The sequence below is a fragment of the Pararhizobium sp. genome (assembly GCF_035497515.1).
GTDB lineage: Bacteria > Pseudomonadota > Alphaproteobacteria > Rhizobiales > Rhizobiaceae > Pararhizobium.
On the sequence record NZ_DATJDJ010000108.1, the window covers coordinates 34,102 to 54,349 of the forward strand.

Consider the following 20,248-nt stretch of genomic DNA (forward strand, 5'->3'; position numbering starts at 1 on the left):
TTTTTAAGAAAATCAGCTTCAAAACAGCCGACAAGTTGATGAAAAGGCGACCGGTCGACTTCCCTCGCCGATGCAAAGCCTCGCTCAAGTTTCCCGCGTTACCTCTAAAAGCACATGTCAGCAGGCAATGGCTTCCGGCAGGAGACAGGACCGCACCCTCCTCCACGCGGACGTTACTTGCCTGCTGGCGTGACCAATTCCGGATTCGCGGCTCCCCGAATCCCGCTGACGTCACGAGGCAAGCCATGACACAACTCGCGATCTGCATTCCCCTGGACGCCGCCATGCAGGATGTCCTGCCGCTGGTGACGGCACTCACGGAAAACAGCGCCGCCGATATCGAGATCGTCATCGCCCGGCCCGTTGACATGGTCATGTCCGAGGCGCTTCTCAGCCTCGCGACCGGCGATGCCCGCGTTCGCGTCATCGATGCAGAAGCGGGCATCAGCCCCCAGGCCCTCTGGCGCGAGGCTGTCGCAGCCACCACCGGCAACTGGGTGACCCTGGTGAAGCCCGGAGACATGATCGAAAGCGACCTCGCCGTCATGGTCGCCTACCTCGAAACCCATTCGCCTGATGTCGATGCGCTGGCCTGGAACGCCTTCCAGATCGATCGCCATGCCGAGCGCGGCAAGACGAGTTCCGTCGCCATTCCCGCCGGTTACCAGATCGAAACGCTCGACAAGACCGCGATGCTCAAGGCCTTCTTCTGCTGGGAAAACAGCCTCAGCGTTCCGAAAATGCCGTTCGGGCTCTATCACGCCGCCATCCGCCGTTCCCTCGTCGACGCCCTGCGGGAACTGCCGGAAATGCGGGACTGGTCGACGCCGCTGCCGCAGTATGAATGGGCTGCCAGGGTCGCGTTGTTTGCCAATGAACTCGCCTTCTGCGCCCGCCCGATGTCGGCGATCAGCACCTCGCCTTACATGGCCGAGACGCCGCGCCACGAATGGAACTTCCCCTTCCATTCCGGCCTCGGTCTTGCCGGCGCGGTGGCGGAAGTGCAGTTCCATGTCCTGCGCGAACTGGGCTCGCCCTGGTCCGGCAACACCGAAGCCTTCGTGCGCGCGCTGACGATCGAATGCATGATGGAAACCAGCCGCGAGGCCTTCATGGCCAAGGGCAACGCCTATTTCGCGGCGCTGCGCGAATTCGAGGGCGGCCATCTCGCTCCGCATTTCCGTCCGGAATTCCGCGAGGTCCGTTCGCAGGACACGCGGCGCGGCCTGCATGGCAAGGCGCTCCTGGTCGATCGCTTCCTCGGCGGCGCGCAGGATGCCGGCGAATTCTACGACACGGTCCGGCTGATGCTGGCGCCCATCGGGCTGATCTGCGGCGGCGTCGTTCGCGACGGTGAAAAAGTGATCGCATGACTGGCACTCCCTCCCGCATCGCTTACACCAAGCCCTCGATCACCGAGCTGGAAGTGGCTTATGCGAGCGATGCCGCCGCAAACGGCTGGGGTGAGCGCTGCTACGATTATATCGTCCGCTTCGAGGACGGTTTTCGCCGCCATCTCGGCGCTGCCCATGCGATCGCCACATCGAGCTGCACCGGCGCCATGCATATGGGCCTGGCGGCACTCGGCATCGGCGCCGGCGACGGCGACGAAGTCATTCTCGCCGATACCAACTGGATCGCGACGGCTGCCCCGATCGTCCATCTTGGCGCGACGCCCGTCTTCGTCGATGTGAATCCCGACAGCTGGTGCATCGATCCCGATGACGTCGAGCGCCATATCACCCGCAAGACCAAGGCGATCATCGCCACCCATATCTACGGCAACCTCTGCGACATGGACCGCCTGCTGGAGATCGGCCGCCGGCATTCCATCCCCGTCGTCGAGGATGCGGCGGAAGCGATCGGCTCTGAATGGCATGGCCGCCGCGCCGGCTCCATGGGCATTTTCGGCACCTTCTCGTTCCACGGCACCAAGACGCTGACGACAGGCGAAGGCGGCATGTTCGTCACCAGCGACAGCGCCCTGTTCGAAAAGGTCCTGACGCTCAGCAATCACGGCCGCGCCCGCAGCCAGAAGAAGCAGTTCTGGCCAGATGATGTCGGCTTCAAGTACAAGATGTCGAATATCCAGGCCGCACTCGGCTGCGGCCAGCTGGAACGCATCGACGGGCTGATCGCCCGCAAGCGCGAGATCCTTCAACGCTACGCCGAAAAGCTCAAGGCCTACCAGAGCGTCAGCCTCAATCCGGAAGCACCTGATACCGTCAACGGCGCATGGATGCCGACCGTTGTGTTCGACCGCGACCTCGGTATTACCCGCGACATGCTGCAGCAGGCCTTCAATGACGCCAATATCGATGCGCGCGTGTTCTTCCATCCGCTGAGCAGCCTGCCGATGTTCGAAGAGAAACGCGGCAACCGGCATGCCTGGGATATTCCGGAGCGGGCCATCAACCTGCCCAGCTATCATGACATGACCGAGGACGAGATAACCCGTGTGGCGGATGTCGTCATCGGCCTGATCGACAGCCGTTCCACGGCTGCCCTGCCCGGCGAACAACGCCTGGCGAAATCCGCTTGAAGCAAAGGCATAACATTCCATGACCACCAAAGACGACCGCCAGGAGTTCGAAGCGCATAAGGAAGCAATGTGCCTGGCGCTGGGCAAGGACGAGAAGGTCTTCAAGCAGTCGATCGACACGATGCTGGCGCTCGATGCCTACGACTATTCCTATCTCTGGAGCTGGATGGGCGTTCCGATCATCCAGTTGCCCGCCGACATCATGGCGACGCAGGAAGTCATCTGGAACACCCGACCCGACATCATCATCGAAACCGGCGTCGCGCGCGGCGGCTCGATGATCTTCATGGCCTCGCTGCTGGCCATGACCGGCAATGACAAGGGCAAGGTGATCGGCGTCGATATCGACATCCGCGCCCACAACCGCGAAGCGATCGAGACCCATCCGATGGCGAGCCGCATCGCGCTCATCGAAGGCGGCTCCGTCGACGACAGCACGATGCAGGCCGTCCGCGATCTCATTCCGCAGGGCGCCCGCGTGATGGTCGTGCTCGACAGCGACCATTCCTACAAGCATGTGCTCGCCGAATGCCGCGCCTACGGCCCTTTGGTCACGGAAGGCTGCTACCTCGTCGTCGCCGACACCGCCGCCGCCCACTGGAGCGCCGAACAGGCGCCGAAGAAGCGTTCAAAGACCTGGTTTACCGGCGACGAGCCGCTAAGCGCACTGAACGACTACCTTAAGGAAACCGACCGTTTCCACGTCGATCCCGTCATCAATGGCAAGCTCGTGCTGGCCTCTTCACCCGGCGGCTACTGCGTTCGCTTGCCGGACGCGGGTTGAGGATTTTCAAGTTTTCTGCGAGCGGTCTTCCCTTGGCTTATCGCGGACCGGCTGATCGACTCCGAGGTTGAGGAGGCTCGTCCCCTCTGTCACTTCGCGACATCTCCCCCTCAAGGGGGAGATTGCCCGGATTTCGGACGGAAGGCCCTCAAAACGCAAGCGATACGGAATAATTGAGTTCGTCAGCATTCTCGGAAGCGCCGTGCGACCCCATCACCCCGCCAGCGTGATCCTGTCGATCCGGCCGCCAATCTGGGCGCCGATATAGAGATTTTCGTAGCAGCGCGCCGGGAAGCCTGCCGCTTTCATATGAAAAGCCGTCTCGTCGATATCGTAGTCGACCCGGCGCAGTTCGATCAGCCCGTCCTCGAACGTAGCAAACGCCGCGCGGCAATCGCCGTCGCGGGGCTGGCCAACGGCGCCGGGATTGCAGAAGGTCCGGCCATTGACGTCGAGCCGGACCTGCACATGCGTATGGCCGGCAAAGAAGGTCTCCGCCCCCTCCGGCAGATCCGTTTCCGATATCTGGTAGAGGTACTGGTCGACGTGATCGCGCCAGCCGCCATGGGTGAAATAGGTCGTCCCGTCTATGACATAGGGCTTTGACTGCGCCAGCCACGCCACCTGCGCGGGAGAGATGATGCCACGCTGGTATTCGGTGATATCGGAGACCAGCCTGGAACGCGGGCAGCCCTCGCCGCTGACGATATAATGATCGTGATTGCCGAGAATGTTGACGACACCGCGCGCGCGCAAAAGATCGACGCATTCGCCGGGTTGCGCGTAATAGCCGACGACATCGCCGAGCGAGAGGATGCTGTCGCAGCCGAGTGCATCGATCTTGTCCAGCACGGCCGTAAGCGCCGGGAGATTGCCGTGAACGTCGGAGATGATTGCGATCATGTCACCACATAGTCTTCGTAATAGCGCCAGCCGCGTCCGGGGCGGATATCGGGAGCCGCCGGCCGCTGACCCCACAGGTAATACTCGACCGACATGACGGCCTCATTATAACCGAAGGCGGCCCGCAGCGACGTGCTGCTGGAAAAGCGCGGATTGATCTCGAGCAGATAGGGCGTCTCCCCATCCATGCGGAACTGGTAGTTGGTCGGGCCGACCGGCCTGAAGATCGCCGCCAGTTTCTCTACCGTGTCGGCCAGCACGGGATGGTCCACCACCTCGGCATATTGCGTATTGCCGGCGACGGAAAGCTTGCGGCGGAAGACGATCGGCGGCAGAGCCGTGCCGTCACCGAAACCAAAGGCACCGACGGTGAATTCCTGCTCGTCGTTGCCGATGAATTTCTGGATCAGGAATTCGTCGCTGCTCTTGCGGCTCCAGTAGTTGAAATCGTCCTCGTCCTTCAGGACCGCGATGCCGCGCGAACCGTTGCCTTGCCGAGGCTTCAAGAGAAGCGGCAGGCCGAGGTCGCGCACGCAATCCGCAAAGCCGGCGCCGAGGAGCGCGGGAATGGCCGGCAAGCCCAGCCGCTCCAGTTCGAGACCGAAATCCCACTTGTCCTGCGCCAACTCGATGACGGCGGAGCCGTTGAGGACGATGCGGGCATCGAGTTCGGCAAAGGCTGCCCGGTTGCGGCTGAAGAACAGCACGTCGAGTTCGAGCCCCGGCAGGACGAGATCAACCGCCTCGTCGCGCAACAGGTCCGTCCAGAAATCCAGATAGGCCTCCGAATCCTCATCAAACGCCGGTTTGGCGAAGAATGTATCGCACCAGTAGCGCCCGATGCCGTTCGCATCACGATCGACGCCGATGACACGCATCTTGAGCCCCGACAGGCGCAGCGACCGGATGATCCCCTGCCCGATCAGCGCTCCGACCGCCGTTACGACGACGGTGATCGCTTCTCCGGGTTTCTTCGTTGCATGCATCGTCATGTCAGGTCCATGGGTCCAAAGGCCGGCGCCGTCCCGGCATCGCGGATCATCGCGATGCCATCGCGCATGCCGATTGCGGGATGAAGTCCCAGTCGCGCGAAAGCGTCGGCGCCATCAGGAAAGTGGATCGGCCGGAACGGTGTCTTCTCCGGCACGATGACGGAACGACCGCCCTGCCCGAAGACATTGAAGGCAAGATCGGCGATCTGCTCGATCGTCAGCGATTCCGGATGGGCAATATCGAGCACGCCCGCCACCTGGCTTTCGGCGGCCCGGATCATCACGTCGGCGGCATCGCGCACATGCAGGAAATTGCGCACACCATCCGATCGCGGCATGCTTATATCCTCGCCCCGCGACGCATAGGCGATGATCCGGCCGAACCAAGCCTGGTGATCGCAGCAGCGGCCCCCGACATCGAACAGCTGCGTAAAGCGCAGGCTGCAGAACCGTATTTTCTGACGCTGCAGCGCCCAATCGAACAGCTGTTCGGCAATGCCCTTGCTCAGGCCATAGGAGGTGAAATTGCCGGGATCGAGCGTGCGATCGGACGAGGCCGATCCGGCATAGATGAGAGCAGTCGCCTTGAGATCGCGGACAAGCCCGGCAACGGCGAAGGCGCTTTCCGCATTGGCCGCGAAATTCTGCCGGAACCCGTCATCGCTGTCGCCGGCAAAGCTCGCGGCACAGTGGAACACAACATCGGCGTTGATCGAGGCGGGAACCGAAACCGCGGCGTCCGTAAGGTCGAAGGCGATATCATCGTTCTCGGAACGCCCGATGGTCACCGTCGCGATGCCCCGCTCATGCAGCCGCTTCACCAGCTCACCGCCGAGCATCGAGCGCGCGCCGACGACGGCGGCGGTTTTCATTGCAGCGTGGCTTCCATCAGGAGGGCAACGCAGAGGTCCGGGAAGTCGATGCCGACCCGCAGCATCGCATCGAGGTTCTCCTGGAAGTCCGGCAGCGTCTTCAGCACCGCCAGCGGCAGCGGCTTCAGGTAGATGCCCTCCTCCAGGCTCACCGCGTAACCATGATCCTGCATTTCCTGCTTCAGCGTATCGCGGCAATACTGCCGCTTGTGGCCGAGCGCATGGTCATTGGCGTTGAGGCTATAGATATCGTCGATCTTGCCGAGTTCCACGCCGAGGCGCCGGTTCATCGACTTGGCATTGGGAACGGCGACGAAGATGCGGCCGCCGGGCTTCAGGAATGTCTTGAAGCGCTCCAGCAGCAGGCCGGGGTCATCGACATGTTCGAGGATGAAGCCCATGACGATGACATCGAAACGCTCGTCGGTCTCGAAATTCTCAAAATAGGAAAACACCACCTCGCCGGCGAAATCCGGGCTCTTCTCCTTGAAGAGATCGATGACCAGTTGCGAGCCCTCGATGATCACGTGGCGATCGCAGGCGGCATTGAACAGGCCGGGCGTGTAGCCATGGCCGATCCCGAGTTCCAGGATAGAACCCACCTTGCCGAAACGCTTGATGATGCGCTCCGGATACCAGTTGAGGATGAGATCGTTTTCGATGGCCGTTGCGGCATTCGGACGATACTCGGATGTGACTGCATCCAGATTTTCTGTCGTCATTGCGTGAATTCCTTCCAACCGATCGTTCCCGAATTTATCATGGCAGCGCCTTCCACACCGCAATTGGCGATCAGGTCCAATGCAGTCACATAAGGGGTGAAGTCGCCGTGCAATTGCGGATAGGGCGTGCGCTCGTAGCGCATATATTCGACGGAAATGCCCTTTTCCTCGAACAGGTCGTGATTCAGGTAATGCCGGGCACCGTGGCCGGTAATGTAGGCCGTACCTTCCAGATGCTCGACGATATCGCAGACCCGCTCGCTGCTCGCGCCTGGAACAGGCAAGGCCTCCGACGAGAGGAAACGCGGGTTGAGATTGAAATAGGCTGCGAGTTCCAGCATCGACAGGCGTGAGATATCAGCGACCGTTTCGGCCTCCTGCGCGAAAACGCGGTCGACTAAATCAAGCATCTCCGCACGGAACGGCGCCTTCAGATACGCCTGCCGCAGGGTTTCGCGGTGCCGGCTGCGCCAGTCCGTGCGCTCGTCGAGCATGACCTCGTCGATCCGCTGGCCGAAATGATAATCGCGTAGCGGCACCGTCATCCAGCTGACGCCATAGACGCCTTTCACCTGGACGCGGTTGCTGAAGCTGCCCTTGGAATATTGCACGTCGTCATAATGCACGAAGACATCCGCCAGCCGGATCTGCTCCAGCAGACCCACCCAGGGGAAATACATCGACTGTGAGATAACGATATTCCGGCTCATGATCCGTTCAAGCAGTCCCGACTTCCTGTCCGAGAAGCCAGCCGTGGCAACGGCTCTCCGGACAATGCGATAGGGCCAAACTACCGCCAAAGCCTTTCGCGAGGCTGGTTGTATCGCCCTGCCTCAGCCGTCGATCCAGACGAGTTCGAGCCCCGGACGGTGAAGCGCCGCCTGGCCGGCGATGGCCGCGCGCTTTCCGGCAAACGTCTTGGCCGCGCCATCGAGCCTGAGGGTCGCGTCCTTCCGGAAGACGCCGATTTCCTTTGCCTTGCGGGCGGCATCGGCGATTTCCTGCCGATCGGCCATATCGACCGAGGCCTGTTCGAGACGAACGGCGACAACGAAGAAGACGCCGGGGAAGGCTGCGCATCGTAGAACTGCGGCAAAATCGCATAACCCCTTGCCGCGAAGTCGCCCCTCGCCGAAGCGGGATGGTGCCGGCGAGGCACGCAGCTCTTTCGAGCGGTCCGCCTTGCGTGCCTCGCCGGGTCCTCGTCTGCTTACGCAGCCTTGAAATGCTCGTGGAAGTTCAGGGTCAGGTCCTTTACCGGTGCTACCATCTGGTCGACCAGGTGGTAGAGTTCAGCCGGTGTCTGGACGCCCGCGACCTCTTCGTCGATCAGCAGGTAGTCCTCGGCTATGCCGGTGAAGAACTTGGCATCGGTCGGCTCGACATAATCGACCGGCTTGAAGTTCTGCAGATATTTGCCACCCTGCCAGCGGGCGAATGCCGAACGGTAGCCCTCGACCATGCCGTCATAGGCAGCGACATTGCCCATCATGCCGCAATTGATGCCGCAAGCCTCCGCGAAGTTGGCCTCCCAGCCCTTGATCGGGCTGTAGCCATAGGTGGTGAGGAACCAGTGCTGCGTCTGCGCGATACAGGCGGCAAGACCGAGGATCGACGGGAAGGGGAAATTCTTCATGTGTGGATCTTCGTCGATGTTGCGGCCGGTCTCGACCATGAAGGCCGCATGCATCTCGGTGATCTTTTCGGTGATCTTGATCTTGGCGGAATTGCTTTCGGCGCAGGAGCCGAGAACCGAGAAAGGGCGTTCCGAGTAGAACATGTTTTCGGCGGTGACGAGCACCTTGCAGACATTCTCGAAATCGACGGTCGGATATTCGCAATAACGCCCTCCGAACCGCCCCTTGATCTTGTCCATCACCCGCTTGGAAACCGCACCGTGGTAGAAGCCGAAGGCCATGTTCGGGGTCGCCTTGCTGCCCTTCCAGGAGAAGAACTCCTGGTAGAGCAGTGCGCGCGGCAGCCGGTGGACGCCGGTCTTCAGCGGCACGGAGACGTTGCAATGGTTCGGACGGTTGCCCGGCCAGTTATAGGTCAGGCGGCTCCAGACCATCACGTCGACGGCCTTGTGTTCCTGCTGCGAACGGATGAGCAAGTCGGCCACGTCGATATCGACATAATCGTCATCGCCGATCATGCAGATGAATTCGCCGGTCGCCGCCTCGATGCAACGATCCCAGTTCTCGAACATCGGGTACACGCGATCGCCGGACGGCAGGTATTTCACGCGCGGATCGGCGACCACGTCTCCCATGAAGCCGTTCATGATCGAGGCATCGTCGGAATTGTCGGCGAAGACGAACTCCACGTCGGTGCGCAGGTTCATCAGCTGGCTTCTGATCGTTTCCTGGAAATAGCGCTGGCGGTTACGCGAAGGCACACAAATCGTCAGTTTCGGCTGGGCGAACATGAAATTTCTCCGTTTCTCGCACATTAGATGCAAGGGCTTTCCCGAAGCTTGCCCGCGACCCATCGTCCACGGCGCCGGTTTTCAGCTTTTCAGGAGGAGGATCGCTTGCTAAGCAGCGACGAGAGCGGCTGTGCAATGCAACAAGGCCGCATTGAAATGACCTCGGAGACCCACATGCAGAAAAGCCCGGCAGACTGCACGTCGATGGCAGACATCCGCGTCGAGATCGACCGGATAGACCAGGCGCTCATTGCCCTGTTCAAGGAGCGCTGGGGCTATATCGGACGAGCAGCGGAGATCAAGAAGGATGCCGGGCTGAAGGCCGACATTCCCACCCGGGTTGATCAGGTACGACGCAACGCGCGCAAGAATGCCGACAAGGCCGGGCTGAACCCGGATTTCTACGAGGACATCTGGGCGCGCCTCATCCAGCATTCGATCGAACACGAACTGGACATTCTCGGCGACAGCGACCGGTAGCCAACGTCAGCCGATCTTGACGCTCGTCGGCTCCGATTTCTTGACTGGCTTTTCAAGCGCTGCTTCCGGCAGGCCGATGTCGGCTACGGGTGCACCGTCAGCGTCGGCACCGCCGTTACGAACTTGCCACCCCAATCGCTGATATACGAAAGCTGCTGCTTGATTTCGGCCTGAAGATTCCATGGCAGTATGACCACCCTTTCCGGTTTTTCGGCTTTGAGAACGTCCTCGGTAACAACCGGAATACGGCTCCCAGGAAGCAGGAGGCCCTGCTTGGCCGGGTTCTTGTCGACGACGAATGGCATGAGGTCCGGCTTGACGCCGGCGAAATTCAAAAGCGTGTTTCCCTTGGCGGCCGCGCCATAGGCGGCGACCTTCAGGCCCGCCCGCCGGCTCTCGATCAGGAAGCTTAGAAAGCCGTCGCGCACCGTCTGCGCCGCATCCTGGAAATTCGTATAGAAGGCATCCTCGATCATGCCGGCCGCCTGCTCGGCGGCGAGCGTCGCGGTCACAGCCGCGGTCACGACATGCCTCCCGGTATCGCTGCGCTGCGCGAACACCCGCAGACTGCCGCCATGCCAGGGTGTCGTCTCGACGTCGAACACGGAAAGCCCGTTGGCTTCGAACACGCGCTTGACCGCCGTCAGCGACAGATACGAATAGTGTTCGTGATAGGCCGTATCGAACTGCGCTTCGCGCACCATGTTGAGCAGATGCGGAAACTCGAACGTGGCGACGCCGTTCACCTTCAGCAGGCGCGTGAAACCGGCAACGAAATCGTTGATGTCGGGCACATGAGCAAGCACGTTGTTGGCCGCCATCAGGTCGGCCGAGCGACCCTCCGCCGCCAGTTTCTCGCCGAGTTCCGCGCCGAAGAATTCCTCGACGATCTCGATGCCCTTCGCCCGGGCTGCCGCCGCCGTGCTCGCCGTCGGCTCGATCCCGAGACAACCGATACCCCGCGCCTTGGCATATTGCAGCAGATAGCCGTCATTGGCGGCGATCTCGACGATCGTGGAGCTTGTCGTCAGGCTGAAACGGTCCTGCATGTCGGCGACATACCGCTCGGCATGTTTCAGCCAGGACGTGGAGAACGAGCTGAAATAGGCATAGCTGGAGGAGAAGAAGGTCTCGCGATCGGCGAAATCCTCGGTCTGCACCAGCCGGCATTCGGCGCAGGTGCGGATGACCAGCGGATACCAGAGCTCCGGCATGTGCCGCTCGTCGGTCCTGACATAGGAATTGGACGGCGGCGCGGTTCCGAGGTCGAGGAACGGCACCATATGCGTCGATCCGCAGTGACGGCATTTCATGCGGCAACTCCACGATAGTCCTGCGACAGCAGCGGATGGGCCGCATCACGCGGCGACAGGTTGATCACCGGCAGCAGCCAGTCGATGACGAGCGCCGGATCCTGCGGATTGAGCCCACCTTCGGCTTGCGCGACATAGGCCTGCGAATGCGCGTAGATCATCCGCACATCGTCGGTCAGCGCCTGGAAGCCGTGGGCAAAGCCCTTCGGGATCAGCAGCGACGTGCCGTTGTCCTCGGAAAGCTCGACGGCGAAATGCTGCAGGAAAGTCGGCGACTCCGCGCGAATATCGACGACGACATCGAGAATGCGGCCACGCGTGCAGGTGACGAGCTTGATCTCGGCATGCGGCGGGCGCTGGAAATGCATGCCGCGCACGGTGCCGCGCTGCCGCGTTCCCGTCTCGTTGAGTTGGGCGACGTTGCCCTGCCAGCCGAATGCAGCGAGATCGTCGACGCAGAACAGCCGCGACAGGAAGCCCCGGTCGTCCGACAAGGTCCTGCGGCCAATCACGAAAAGTCCGCGAAGCGGTGTTTCGTGCGCCGTGAAGCGGCCGCTCATCCAGCAGCCCTCAGCGGATTGACCGCCGTGGAGAGACCGGCAAAGTCACGGATATCGGCAAGGCAGAGATCGAGTGCCGCCTGTCCGTCGCATTGGCCACGATACCATTCCATCGTCCGCTTGACGGTTTCCGACAGCCGCCAGCGCGGCTGGTAGCCGAGCTCGGCCTTGGCCTTGTTGCTGTCGAGAACCAGGTAGCCCGCCTCGTGCGGACCATCTGTTCCGTCGCCCAGCATCATGGTGCCGCCGCCGAAATGCCGCTCGGCCATCTTCAGCACCGCGCCGACCGAAGCCGCCTCGCCGTGGTCCGGTCCGAAATTGTAGCTCTCGATGCCATCCGGCGCCTGCCAGAGGCGTTCGGCAAGATCCATATAGCCGCCAAGCGGTTCCAGCACGTGCTGCCAGGGACGCACGGCGCGCGGGCGGCGCACCTGCAGCGTCGCGCCGCTCTGCCAGGCCCGCACCGCATCCGGAATCAACCGGTCCTGCGCCCAGTCGCCGCCGCCGATGACATTGCCGGCGCGTGCCGTGGCGAGACCGATCCGGCGCGCCGCGAAAAAGGACGAACGATAGCTTGCCACGACGATTTCCGCCGCCGCCTTGCTGGCGCTGTAGGGATCGTGGCCGCCGAGCGGATCGCTCTCCATGAAGGCGAGGCCGGTTTCGGCATTGTGATAGACCTTGTCCGTCGTCACCACGACGATCGACTGCACGTCTTCCGACATGCGCAGCGCATCGAGCAGGTTGGCCGTGCCGATGACATTGATGTCATAGGTTTCGGCCGGGCTGCGATAGCCCGCCCGCACCAGCGCCTGTGCCGCCAGGTGAAAGACCACTTCCGGCTTGGTGTGCAGCACGCGATTGTTGACGGCATCACGGTCGCGGATGTCGATGATGCCCTCTCCGGACGTGTCCCCGCCCAGGAGCAGATACAGCGATGGATCGGTCTGCGGTGCCAGCGACAGGCCCGAAACATCGGCACCCAGTTCACGCAGCCACAGCGTCAGCCAGCTGCCCTTGAACCCGGTATGTCCGGTGACCAGAACGCGTTTGCCACGCCAGAATTCGTTTGTCATAGGCATCACCAGCTTTTCCACGGCGGAGCGCCGCTTTGCCAAAGGGTCTCGAGATGATTTTTGTCGCGCAGCGTATCCATCGGCTGCCAGAAGCCATCGTGGAAATAGGCCTGCAGTTCACCTTCCCTGGCGAGCCCCATCAGCGGCTCACCCTCCCAGCTCGAATGGTCCGCCTCGATCCGGTCGATCACGCGGGGAGAAAGCACGAAGAAGCCGCCATTGATGAAGCCGCCCTCGCCTTCCGGCTTTTCGATGAAGCCCTGTACCTCGGTGCCTTCCAGCTGCAACGCGCCGTAGCGTGCCGGCGGGCGAACGGCGGTCACCGTCGCCTGCTTGCCGTGGCTCTTGTGGAAGGCGATCGTGGCGCCGATATCGACATTGCTGACGCCGTCGCCATAGGTGAAGCAGAAGGCTTCCTCGTTCTTGAGGTAGGAGGACACCCGCTTGAGGCGGCCGCCGGTCATCGAGTTTTCGCCGGTATCGACCAGCGTCACCCGCCAGTTCTCGGCACTTTGACGGTGGAACTCGATCGAATTCTGCGACAGGTCGAAGGTGATGTCCGACATGTGCAGGCCGTAATTGGCGAAATATTCCTTGATCATGTAGCCCTTGAAGCCGCAGCAGATGATGAAGTCGCGCACGCCATGGGCGTAGTAGACCTTCATGATATGCCAGAGGATCGGGCGTCCGCCGATCTCGACCATCGGCTTGGGGCGAAGATGGGTTTCTTCCGCGATGCGCGAACCAAGGCCGCCGGCGAGAATGACCGCTTTCATGTGATCCTCCGGCTAGATGCGATGATGATCGCCGGCAAGGGCGGCGACGATCTGACGGAGGGAAACGTGGTGGATACTGGTCCGGTGCGGATCGGGTACAGACCTGCGCGCCGTCTTCAGCCGCACGGCCAGCGGCCTTGCGGTCATACGGTTTTTGAGGCGAGGAAACTCCATGATGCTCAGGTCCAGTCAGTCTATCCTGACTGGCACCCTAGAGCGTGAACCTGTCGTCAAACTGGAGGCGGCGGCAAACGCTGCCTCCAGTTTGGATCAGCGATGCGCCGAAGCCAGAAGCCGCTGGATTTCGTCGATGTCGTAGCTGTTCTTGCGAGCGAGATACCGTTCCCAGTCCAGCGCCGTGCCGACGATCAGATCGAGATCGTCGAAAGCCGGCGTCCAGTCCAGCCGCTGGCGGGCGACTGTGGAGTCGGCGACGACGCTGACAGCATCGCCGGCGCGCCGGGCGGAATAATCGATCTGGAATTCGCGGCCATGGACCCGCTTGACCGCCTGCAGCACCTGCAGAACGGAATAACCCTCGCCATAACCGCAATTGGCCACCAGCGGCTCGCCGCCGTCGCGCAGGTATTCGAGCGCCTTCAGATGCGCCGCGACGAGGTCGGAAACATGGATGTAGTCGCGCACGCCCGTGCCGTCCGCGGTCGGGTAATCGGTTCCGTAAACATCCACCTTGAGGCGTTTCCCAAGCGCTGCCTCGCAGGCGACCTTGATCAGATGCGTCGCGCCCGCCGTCGACTGGCCGGTGCGGCCACGCGGATCGGCGCCGGCGACGTTGAAGTAACGCAGGGCGACATAGCGGAAATCGTGGGCGTTCGCGGCGTCGCGCAGCATGACCTCCGACATCAGCTTCGACATGCCATAGGGGCTTTCCGGATGCAGCGATGCCGTCTCGCGCACCGGCAGCGGATTGTCCGGCGTGCCATAGACGGCGGCCGTCGAGGAGAACACGAAATGCTGGATGCCGGCTTCGACTGCCGCGGCGATCAGCTCGCGCGTCTTGGCCGTGTTGTTCTCGTAATAGGACAATGGATCGGCGACCGATTCCGGCACGATGATCGAGCCGGCGAAGTGGATGATCGCGTCGATTTTATTTTCCTGGAAGATCTGCGACAGGATGGTGCGGTCGGCGACATCACCGAGATAGAAGCGCGCCTCCGGCGCCAGCGCCCAGCGAAACCCAGTCGAGAGCCGGTCCAGCACCACGACATCCTGGCCTGCATCGATCAGCGCCCAGACCATATGGCTTCCGATATAGCCAGCACCACCCGTTACAAGAACAGCCATTGCACTTACTTCCCCGTCCCGTTTTGACAGGGAGCATCAAAGTACAAATTTCTTTCCGAAGCTTCACCCGCGACCGTTCAGACGGCGAAAACTGAAGTATTGCTCAATGTATAGTTAGAGCATCGTTGGAATATCCGATAAAATTTTATCGAATACCCGCATCTCGATCAGAGCCCGGCAATATAGCCGGACAACCGCTCGGCCGCCGCCGCGATCTGGCCGGGATCGCGCAGGAAACAGGCGCGCATGAACAGCGAACCGCCCGCGCCGAAGGCCGTTCCAGGCGCGAGGCCGACGCGGGTCCGGTCGACGATGTCGAGCGCGGCACGGCGGGCGTCCGTCACCCCGTCAATCTTCAGGAACGCATAGATCGCACCATCCGGCTTCAGTGTCTCGACCCGGTTGGTGGCGATCAGCGCATCGCAGAACAGGTCGCGCGAAAGCGTGGCCTTGGCGACGTTCTCGGCAACGAACGCATCCCCCTGATCGAGCGCGACAGTGGCGCCCGCCTGGATGAACTGCGCCACGCCGGAGGTGGAATACTGGATGAGATTTTCCAGTACCTGGCCGATCGCCGGCGGCGCGACGATCCAGCCGGCACGCCAGCCGGTCATCGACCAGTTCTTGGAGAAGGAATTGACGAACAGGATCCGGTCATCGTCCTCCATGATATCGAGGAAGGACGGCGCGCGCGGGCCGTTGTAATAATAAAGCGCATAGATTTCGTCGGCCATGATCCACAGGCCATGCTTGCGCGCCAGCGACAGGATGGCCTCCAGGTCATCATGGGTCGCGGTCCAGCCGGTCGGGTTGGACGGCGTGTTGACGAACAGCGCCCGGGTCCTGGGCGTGATCGCCGCTTCCAGCTTGCCGATATCCAGCTGCCATTTTCCATCGGCGAAATCCAGCGGCACGGCGACCGCCTTGACGCCGGACAGTTCGGCGCTGGCGGCGAAATTCGGCCAGGCCGGCGACAGGAACACCATGTCGTCGCCGGGTGAGGTCACGGCCTCGATCGCCAGCTTGATCGCCTGCATGCCTGAACCGGTGACGTAGAAATTGTCGGGGGACAGCGTCTTGTTGAAATGCCGCTGGTAATAGCGCGCCAGCGCCTCGCGCAACGGCGGCACGCCGCGCTGCCAGGTATAGAATGTCTCGCCGGCCGATAGCGACGCCTGCGCTGCCTTCGAGATAAAATCCGGCGTCGGCAGGTCGCCCTCGCCGACCCAGAGCGGGATCAGCCCGTCACGTCCGCGCGCATAATTCACCAGTTCGACAATTCCGCTTTCCGGTGCGGCAAGCGAACGGGGACTAAGGCTGGACATGATGGTCATCGGCGGGCTCCTCGCGCATGACCCGGCAAATCGGAAACGATTTTTGGAAAGGTCATGCGCAACTTAAAATTCCAGAGCCCGCTTCTATCGGTTTTTCACATCACGATCACGCGATATTCGCTGACGGATTTATCGATTCTGGTGATGTATCGAAACCGCCGCAAGAGCGTCGAACGCGCCTCAGGCGCGCGGCGTCTTCAACAGGTCGCGGATCTCCGTGAGAAGCTGGACATCGACCGGCGGTGGTGCAGCCGGCTCCTCATTCTTCTGCTTTTCCATCGATGCACGCATCCTGTTGACGCCCTTGACCAGCAGGAAAATGATCCAGGCGAGGATCAGGAAGTTCAAGACGACGGTGAGGAAGTTGCCGTAGGCAAACACGGCACCCTGCTCACGCGCGGCCGCAAGCGAGGTTGCCGTTACCGTGCTGGAAAGCGGAAAGAAGAAGTTGGAGAAATCAAGACCGCCGGTAAGCGCACCGACCACCGGCATGATGATATCGTTGACGAGCGAGTTGACGATCAGCGTGAAAGCGCCGCCGATGATAATCCCGACAGCAAGGTCCATGACATTGCCTCTGGCGATAAACGCCTTGAATTCATTAATCACTTCTCTCTCCTTCTCCCTGATCCGAACCAGCCGCGACTTCCTGTCCCACCCGGTTGACCAATGCTAACCTAAAATCATCTCAAGTAAATCATCCGATGGAAAATAGCCCGGCTCGCAGATTTCCCTTCAAACGAAAAACCAAAGCCGGTTCTTTGACTTAAGGCTTAGGCGGCCCTGATTTTCTTCCCGCCCGTCTTGTCCTATGCTGGCTCCTGAGGACAAGGAGGAGACATGCTTTCGGGCTCGATCATTTTCGCGGCCGCCTTCGCCTATCTGCTGCTGCTGTTCGCGGTGGCAAGTTACGGCGATCGCCAGGCGCGGAAAACCGCTGCTGCCGGACAGGGCAGGCCGCTGGTCTATGCGCTGAGCCTTGCCATCTACTGCACATCCTGGACCTATTTCGGCGGGATCGGGCTTGCCGCAGAGCGTGGGCTGGAATTTACCGGCATCTATATCGGCCCGATCCTGATTTTCACCATCGGCCTGCCGGTGCTTCGCCGCATCATCGCGCTTGCCAAGGCCCAGAAGCTGACCTCGGTGGCAGATTTCATCGCGGCGCGCTACGGCAAGAACCCGGCCGTCGCGGCCATCGTCGCATTCATCTCGCTGGTCGGCGCCATCCCCTATATCGCCCTGCAGCTGAAGGCGGTTTCCAGCTCGGTCTCGGCCATGATCGATACCAGCGGCTACGGGATCGGCGCCGGTGAGAATTTCATCGACCTGCCGCTGCTCGTCACGCTGTTCCTCGCTTGCTTCGCCATCGTCTTCGGCACCCGCCACACCGATGCGACCGAGCATCAGGACGGGCTGATCCTGGCAATCGCCATGGAATCGGTGGTCAAGCTGCTGGCATTCGTGACGGCCGGGCTCTACGTCGTCTTCTTCCTGTTCGATGGCCCCACCGATCTCTGGGCGAAAGCGGTCGCCAATGAACAGATCATGTCGGCGCTGCAGTACAAGACGCCGATGTCGCGCTGGATCATGCTCGTCGTGCTTTCGGCCTTCGCCATCATCATGCTGCCACGGCAATTCCATGTGACGGTCGTCGAGAACCGCACGGAAAAGGACCTGCGCACCGCCGGCATCCTCTTCCCCGTCTATCTCGTCGCGATCAACATCTTCGTTCTGCCGGTCGCCATCGGCGGCGTCCTTACGTTCGGCGGAAGCGGCGAGGCCGACCTCTACCTGCTGAAACTGCCGCTTGCGGCCAATATGCCGATCGTGGCGCTGATCACCTTCATCGGCGGCTTTTCCGCCGCCACCGCCATGGTCATCGTCGCCTCTGTGGCACTGTCGATCATGATCTCCAACGATATCGTCATGCCAGTCTTCATCCGGCGCAAGCTCACCGGCCGTGGCGGCTCTCCGGATGTCACCGGCACACTGCTGAATGTCCGGCGCACCGCGATCTTCGCCGTCCTGCTGCTCGGATATGGTTACTACCGCGCCGCCGACATGAGCGCCGGCCTCGCCTCGCTGGGGCTCTTGTCCTTTGCCGCCGTCTCGCAGATGGCGCCCGCCTTTCTCGGCGGCCTCGTCTGGCGCCAGGCCAATGCTCGCGGCGCCATCGCCGGCATGACGCTTGGCTTCGTCGTCTGGGCCTATCTTTTGTTCCTGCCGAGCCTCGGCGGCCAGGACAATTCCCATGTCGCCACCACGGTGCTTGAGTTCCTGTTTCCCTTTACCTCGGCCTTTTCAGGCACTGACGCCGATCCGCTGGTGAATGCCTCGGCGCTCAGCCTGCTGGTCAATGTGCTCGCCTATGTCATCGGCTCGCTCACCCGGGTGCCGAAGCCGCTGGAGCGGCTGCAGGCCGGCGTCTTCATCCGCCGCAAGTCGCGCACCGAAAAGGCCTTTCGCGGCCGCAAGACCAAGATCACGGTACTCGACCTGAAGACCACCATCGCCCGCTATCTCGGCGAGGAACGGATGAAGCGCTCCTTCCAGACCTATGAGCGTCAGTCCGGCCGCTGGCTGGAAGACCATCAGCCGGCCGACATGGCGCTGATCCAGTTCTCCGAACAATTGCTCGGCAGCGCCATCGGCTCATCCTCGGCCCGCCTTGTCCTGTCGCTGGTGCTGCAGCGGCTCGACGATACTTCCTCGGACACCGCCTGGCTGCTCGACCAGGCCTCCGAAGCCCTGCAATATAACCAGGACATGCTGCAGACGGCGCTGTCGCAGATGGACCAGGGCATCGCCGTCTTCGACAGTTCGAACAACCTGATCATCTGGAACCGCCGCTTCCGCCAACTTCTCGACCTGCCGGAAGCGGCCGGCCAGGTCGGCTTTCCGCTGGCCGAGATCGTCGCCTTGCTGACCAAACGCGGGGATATCCGCAAGGAAGACGGAAGAGCGCTGGTCAGCCACTTCCTGACGCTCGACAAGCCGTTCCTGCTGGAGCTTTCCGGCGGTGCCCGGATCATCGAGGTGCGCACCAATGCCTTGCCGGACAAGGGCATCGTCACCACCTATACCGACATCACCCAGCGCGTCGCCGCCGACATGGCGCTGAAACAGGCAAACGAAACGCTGGAACTGCGCGTTGCCGAGCGCACCGGCGAACTGACCCGCGTCAACAGGGAGGTTGCCGAAGCCCGCGCCTCGGCCGAAGAGGCCAATATCGGCAAGACACGTTTCTTCGCGGCGGCCGGCCACGACATCCTGCAGCCGCTGAACGCCGCCCGGCTCTATTCCTCGTCGCTGGTCGAGAGGCTCGGCGATTCGGAAAACCGCGTGCTCGTCCAGAACATCGATTCCTCGCTGGAATCGGTCGAAACCATTCTTGGCGCCGTGCTCGATATTTCCCGTCTCGACACCGGTGCGATGAAACCACGGCTGCAATCCGTCCCGCTCAACGACCTCCTGCGCCGCATCGAGACCGACTTTGCCCCCGTCGCCCGCGCAGCCAGTCTTGAACTAACGGTGATGCCGACGTCACTGACGGTGCGCACCGATCCCAATCTCCTGCGTCGCCTGGTGCAGAACCTCGTGTCCAACGCCATCAAATATACGATCCAGGGCAAGGTCCTTGTCGGCGTGCGCCGCGAGGGTGGCAATGCGATCATCCAGGTGCTCGACTCCGGCATCGGCATTCCCGCTTCGAAATTCCGCACCGTGTTCAAGGAATTCGCCCGCCTCGAAGAAGGCGTCAAGACCGCCTCGGGGCTGGGGCTCGGCCTGTCGATCGTCGATCGCATTTCGCGCGTCCTCAATCACAGCGTCGACCTGCAGTCCAAACCCGGAAAGGGCACCCGCTTCCGGGTGACCATGCCGATCGACAGCAACGCCGGCAGCGGCGCCAAGGCTGCCGCTCCGGCGCCAGCGCGCACCGCCGAACCTCTGCATGGCCTGCGCGTCCTGTGCATCGACAACGAACCGCTGATTCTCGAAGGCATGAAGCTTTTGCTCGAAGGCTGGGGCTGCACCGTCGCAACCGTGCCCTCGCTTTTCGCCTGGCAGGAGGGGCTGACCGGCGAGGACATTCGGCCGGACGGGATTATCGCCGACTATCATCTCGACGACGGCACCGGCATCGACGTGATCCGCGCC

At 61.8% G+C, this 20,248-nt stretch carries 19 protein-coding genes; 5 read left to right on the forward strand and 14 right to left on the reverse strand.

Translation table 11 applies throughout. From position 1 onward, the window contains the following. The first annotated feature begins 245 nt into the window (after positions 1-245). Genes VL202_RS11275 through VL202_RS11285 form a run of 3 tightly spaced genes read left to right on the forward strand, consistent with a single transcriptional unit; the run spans position 246 to position 3,326 of the window. Complete coding sequence (locus tag VL202_RS11275) at positions 246-1,373, forward strand: hypothetical protein (RefSeq protein WP_325464207.1); 1,128 nt, start codon at positions 246-248, stop codon at positions 1,371-1,373. Continuing rightward, positions 1,370-2,542 (forward strand): DegT/DnrJ/EryC1/StrS family aminotransferase, encoded by a 1,173-nt coding sequence (locus VL202_RS11280; RefSeq protein ID WP_325464208.1) that lies wholly within the window; start codon positions 1,370-1,372, stop codon positions 2,540-2,542. The genes VL202_RS11275 and VL202_RS11280 overlap by 4 nt, the downstream gene beginning before the upstream one ends. A 19-nt stretch (positions 2,543-2,561) precedes the next feature. Next, complete coding sequence (locus VL202_RS11285; RefSeq protein ID WP_325464209.1) at positions 2,562-3,326, forward strand: cephalosporin hydroxylase family protein; 765 nt, start codon at positions 2,562-2,564, stop codon at positions 3,324-3,326. A gap of 213 nt (positions 3,327-3,539) precedes the next feature. Here the strand turns inward: VL202_RS11285 and VL202_RS11290 are convergent, their stop codons facing one another. The 7 genes from VL202_RS11290 to VL202_RS11320 form a co-directional block, all read right to left on the reverse strand. Further along, positions 3,540-4,229 carry a metallophosphoesterase family protein gene (locus VL202_RS11290; protein WP_325464210.1) on the reverse strand — a complete coding sequence of 230 codons (690 nt, stop codon included), beginning with the start codon at positions 4,227-4,229 and terminating at the stop codon, positions 3,540-3,542. Then, entirely contained in the window at positions 4,226-5,221 is a 996-nt protein-coding gene (locus VL202_RS11295) for an ATP-grasp domain-containing protein (RefSeq protein ID WP_325464211.1), read from the reverse strand. Before VL202_RS11295 ends, VL202_RS11290 begins: the two co-directional genes overlap by 4 nt. Continuing rightward, positions 5,218-6,093, reverse strand: coding sequence for an NAD(P)-dependent oxidoreductase (locus VL202_RS11300; protein WP_325464212.1), 876 nt, complete (start codon positions 6,091-6,093; stop codon positions 5,218-5,220). Before VL202_RS11300 ends, VL202_RS11295 begins: the two co-directional genes overlap by 4 nt. Further along, positions 6,090-6,815 carry a class I SAM-dependent methyltransferase gene (locus VL202_RS11305; protein ID WP_325464213.1) on the reverse strand — a complete coding sequence of 242 codons (726 nt, stop codon included), beginning with the start codon at positions 6,813-6,815 and terminating at the stop codon, positions 6,090-6,092. The genes VL202_RS11300 and VL202_RS11305 overlap by 4 nt, the downstream gene beginning before the upstream one ends. Then, on the reverse strand, positions 6,812-7,525 hold the full coding sequence (locus tag VL202_RS11310; RefSeq protein WP_325464214.1) for a WbqC family protein: 714 nt from the start codon (positions 7,523-7,525) through the stop codon (positions 6,812-6,814). The genes VL202_RS11305 and VL202_RS11310 overlap by 4 nt, the downstream gene beginning before the upstream one ends. Before the next feature lie 123 nt (positions 7,526-7,648). Then, positions 7,649-7,831 (reverse strand): hypothetical protein, encoded by a 183-nt coding sequence (locus tag VL202_RS11315; RefSeq protein ID WP_325464215.1) that lies wholly within the window; start codon positions 7,829-7,831, stop codon positions 7,649-7,651. 194 nt (positions 7,832-8,025) lie between these two features. Next, on the reverse strand, positions 8,026-9,243 hold the full coding sequence (locus tag VL202_RS11320) for a glycosyltransferase family 2 protein (RefSeq protein WP_325464216.1): 1,218 nt from the start codon (positions 9,241-9,243) through the stop codon (positions 8,026-8,028). A gap of 174 nt (positions 9,244-9,417) precedes the next feature. Here VL202_RS11320 and VL202_RS11325 point away from each other — a divergent pair, with 174 nt between their 5' ends. Continuing rightward, positions 9,418-9,723 (forward strand): chorismate mutase family protein, encoded by a 306-nt coding sequence (locus VL202_RS11325; RefSeq protein ID WP_325464217.1) that lies wholly within the window; start codon positions 9,418-9,420, stop codon positions 9,721-9,723. 83 nt (positions 9,724-9,806) lie between these two features. Here VL202_RS11325 and VL202_RS11330 read toward each other — a convergent pair whose 3' ends face one another. From VL202_RS11330 to mscL, 7 genes are all read right to left on the reverse strand, one after another. Next, positions 9,807-11,036 carry a class I SAM-dependent methyltransferase gene (locus VL202_RS11330; RefSeq protein ID WP_325464218.1) on the reverse strand — a complete coding sequence of 410 codons (1,230 nt, stop codon included), beginning with the start codon at positions 11,034-11,036 and terminating at the stop codon, positions 9,807-9,809. Beyond that, complete coding sequence (locus tag VL202_RS11335) at positions 11,033-11,596, reverse strand: dTDP-4-dehydrorhamnose 3,5-epimerase family protein (protein WP_325464219.1); 564 nt, start codon at positions 11,594-11,596, stop codon at positions 11,033-11,035. Before VL202_RS11335 ends, VL202_RS11330 begins: the two co-directional genes overlap by 4 nt. After that, positions 11,593-12,678: a CDP-glucose 4,6-dehydratase gene (gene rfbG, locus VL202_RS11340; RefSeq protein ID WP_325464220.1), complete on the reverse strand. Its 1,086-nt coding sequence runs from the start codon at positions 12,676-12,678 to the stop codon at positions 11,593-11,595. The genes VL202_RS11335 and rfbG overlap by 4 nt, the downstream gene beginning before the upstream one ends. After that, on the reverse strand, positions 12,678-13,448 hold the full coding sequence (rfbF, locus tag VL202_RS11345; RefSeq protein ID WP_325464221.1) for a glucose-1-phosphate cytidylyltransferase: 771 nt from the start codon (positions 13,446-13,448) through the stop codon (positions 12,678-12,680). The genes rfbG and rfbF overlap by 1 nt, the downstream gene beginning before the upstream one ends. A 270-nt stretch (positions 13,449-13,718) precedes the next feature. Next, positions 13,719-14,753: a UDP-glucose 4-epimerase GalE gene (gene galE / locus VL202_RS11350; RefSeq protein ID WP_325464222.1), complete on the reverse strand. Its 1,035-nt coding sequence runs from the start codon at positions 14,751-14,753 to the stop codon at positions 13,719-13,721. 167 nt (positions 14,754-14,920) lie between these two features. Continuing rightward, positions 14,921-16,087: a pyridoxal phosphate-dependent aminotransferase gene (locus VL202_RS11355; RefSeq protein ID WP_325464223.1), complete on the reverse strand. Its 1,167-nt coding sequence runs from the start codon at positions 16,085-16,087 to the stop codon at positions 14,921-14,923. A gap of 180 nt (positions 16,088-16,267) precedes the next feature. After that, positions 16,268-16,696: a large conductance mechanosensitive channel protein MscL gene (gene mscL / locus VL202_RS11360; RefSeq protein ID WP_325464224.1), complete on the reverse strand. Its 429-nt coding sequence runs from the start codon at positions 16,694-16,696 to the stop codon at positions 16,268-16,270. Between the two features lie 231 nt (positions 16,697-16,927). Between mscL and VL202_RS11365 the strand changes: the two genes are divergently transcribed. After that, a partial coding sequence (locus VL202_RS11365; RefSeq protein WP_325464225.1) for a hybrid sensor histidine kinase/response regulator occupies positions 16,928-20,248 on the forward strand: 3,321 nt, incomplete at its 3' end.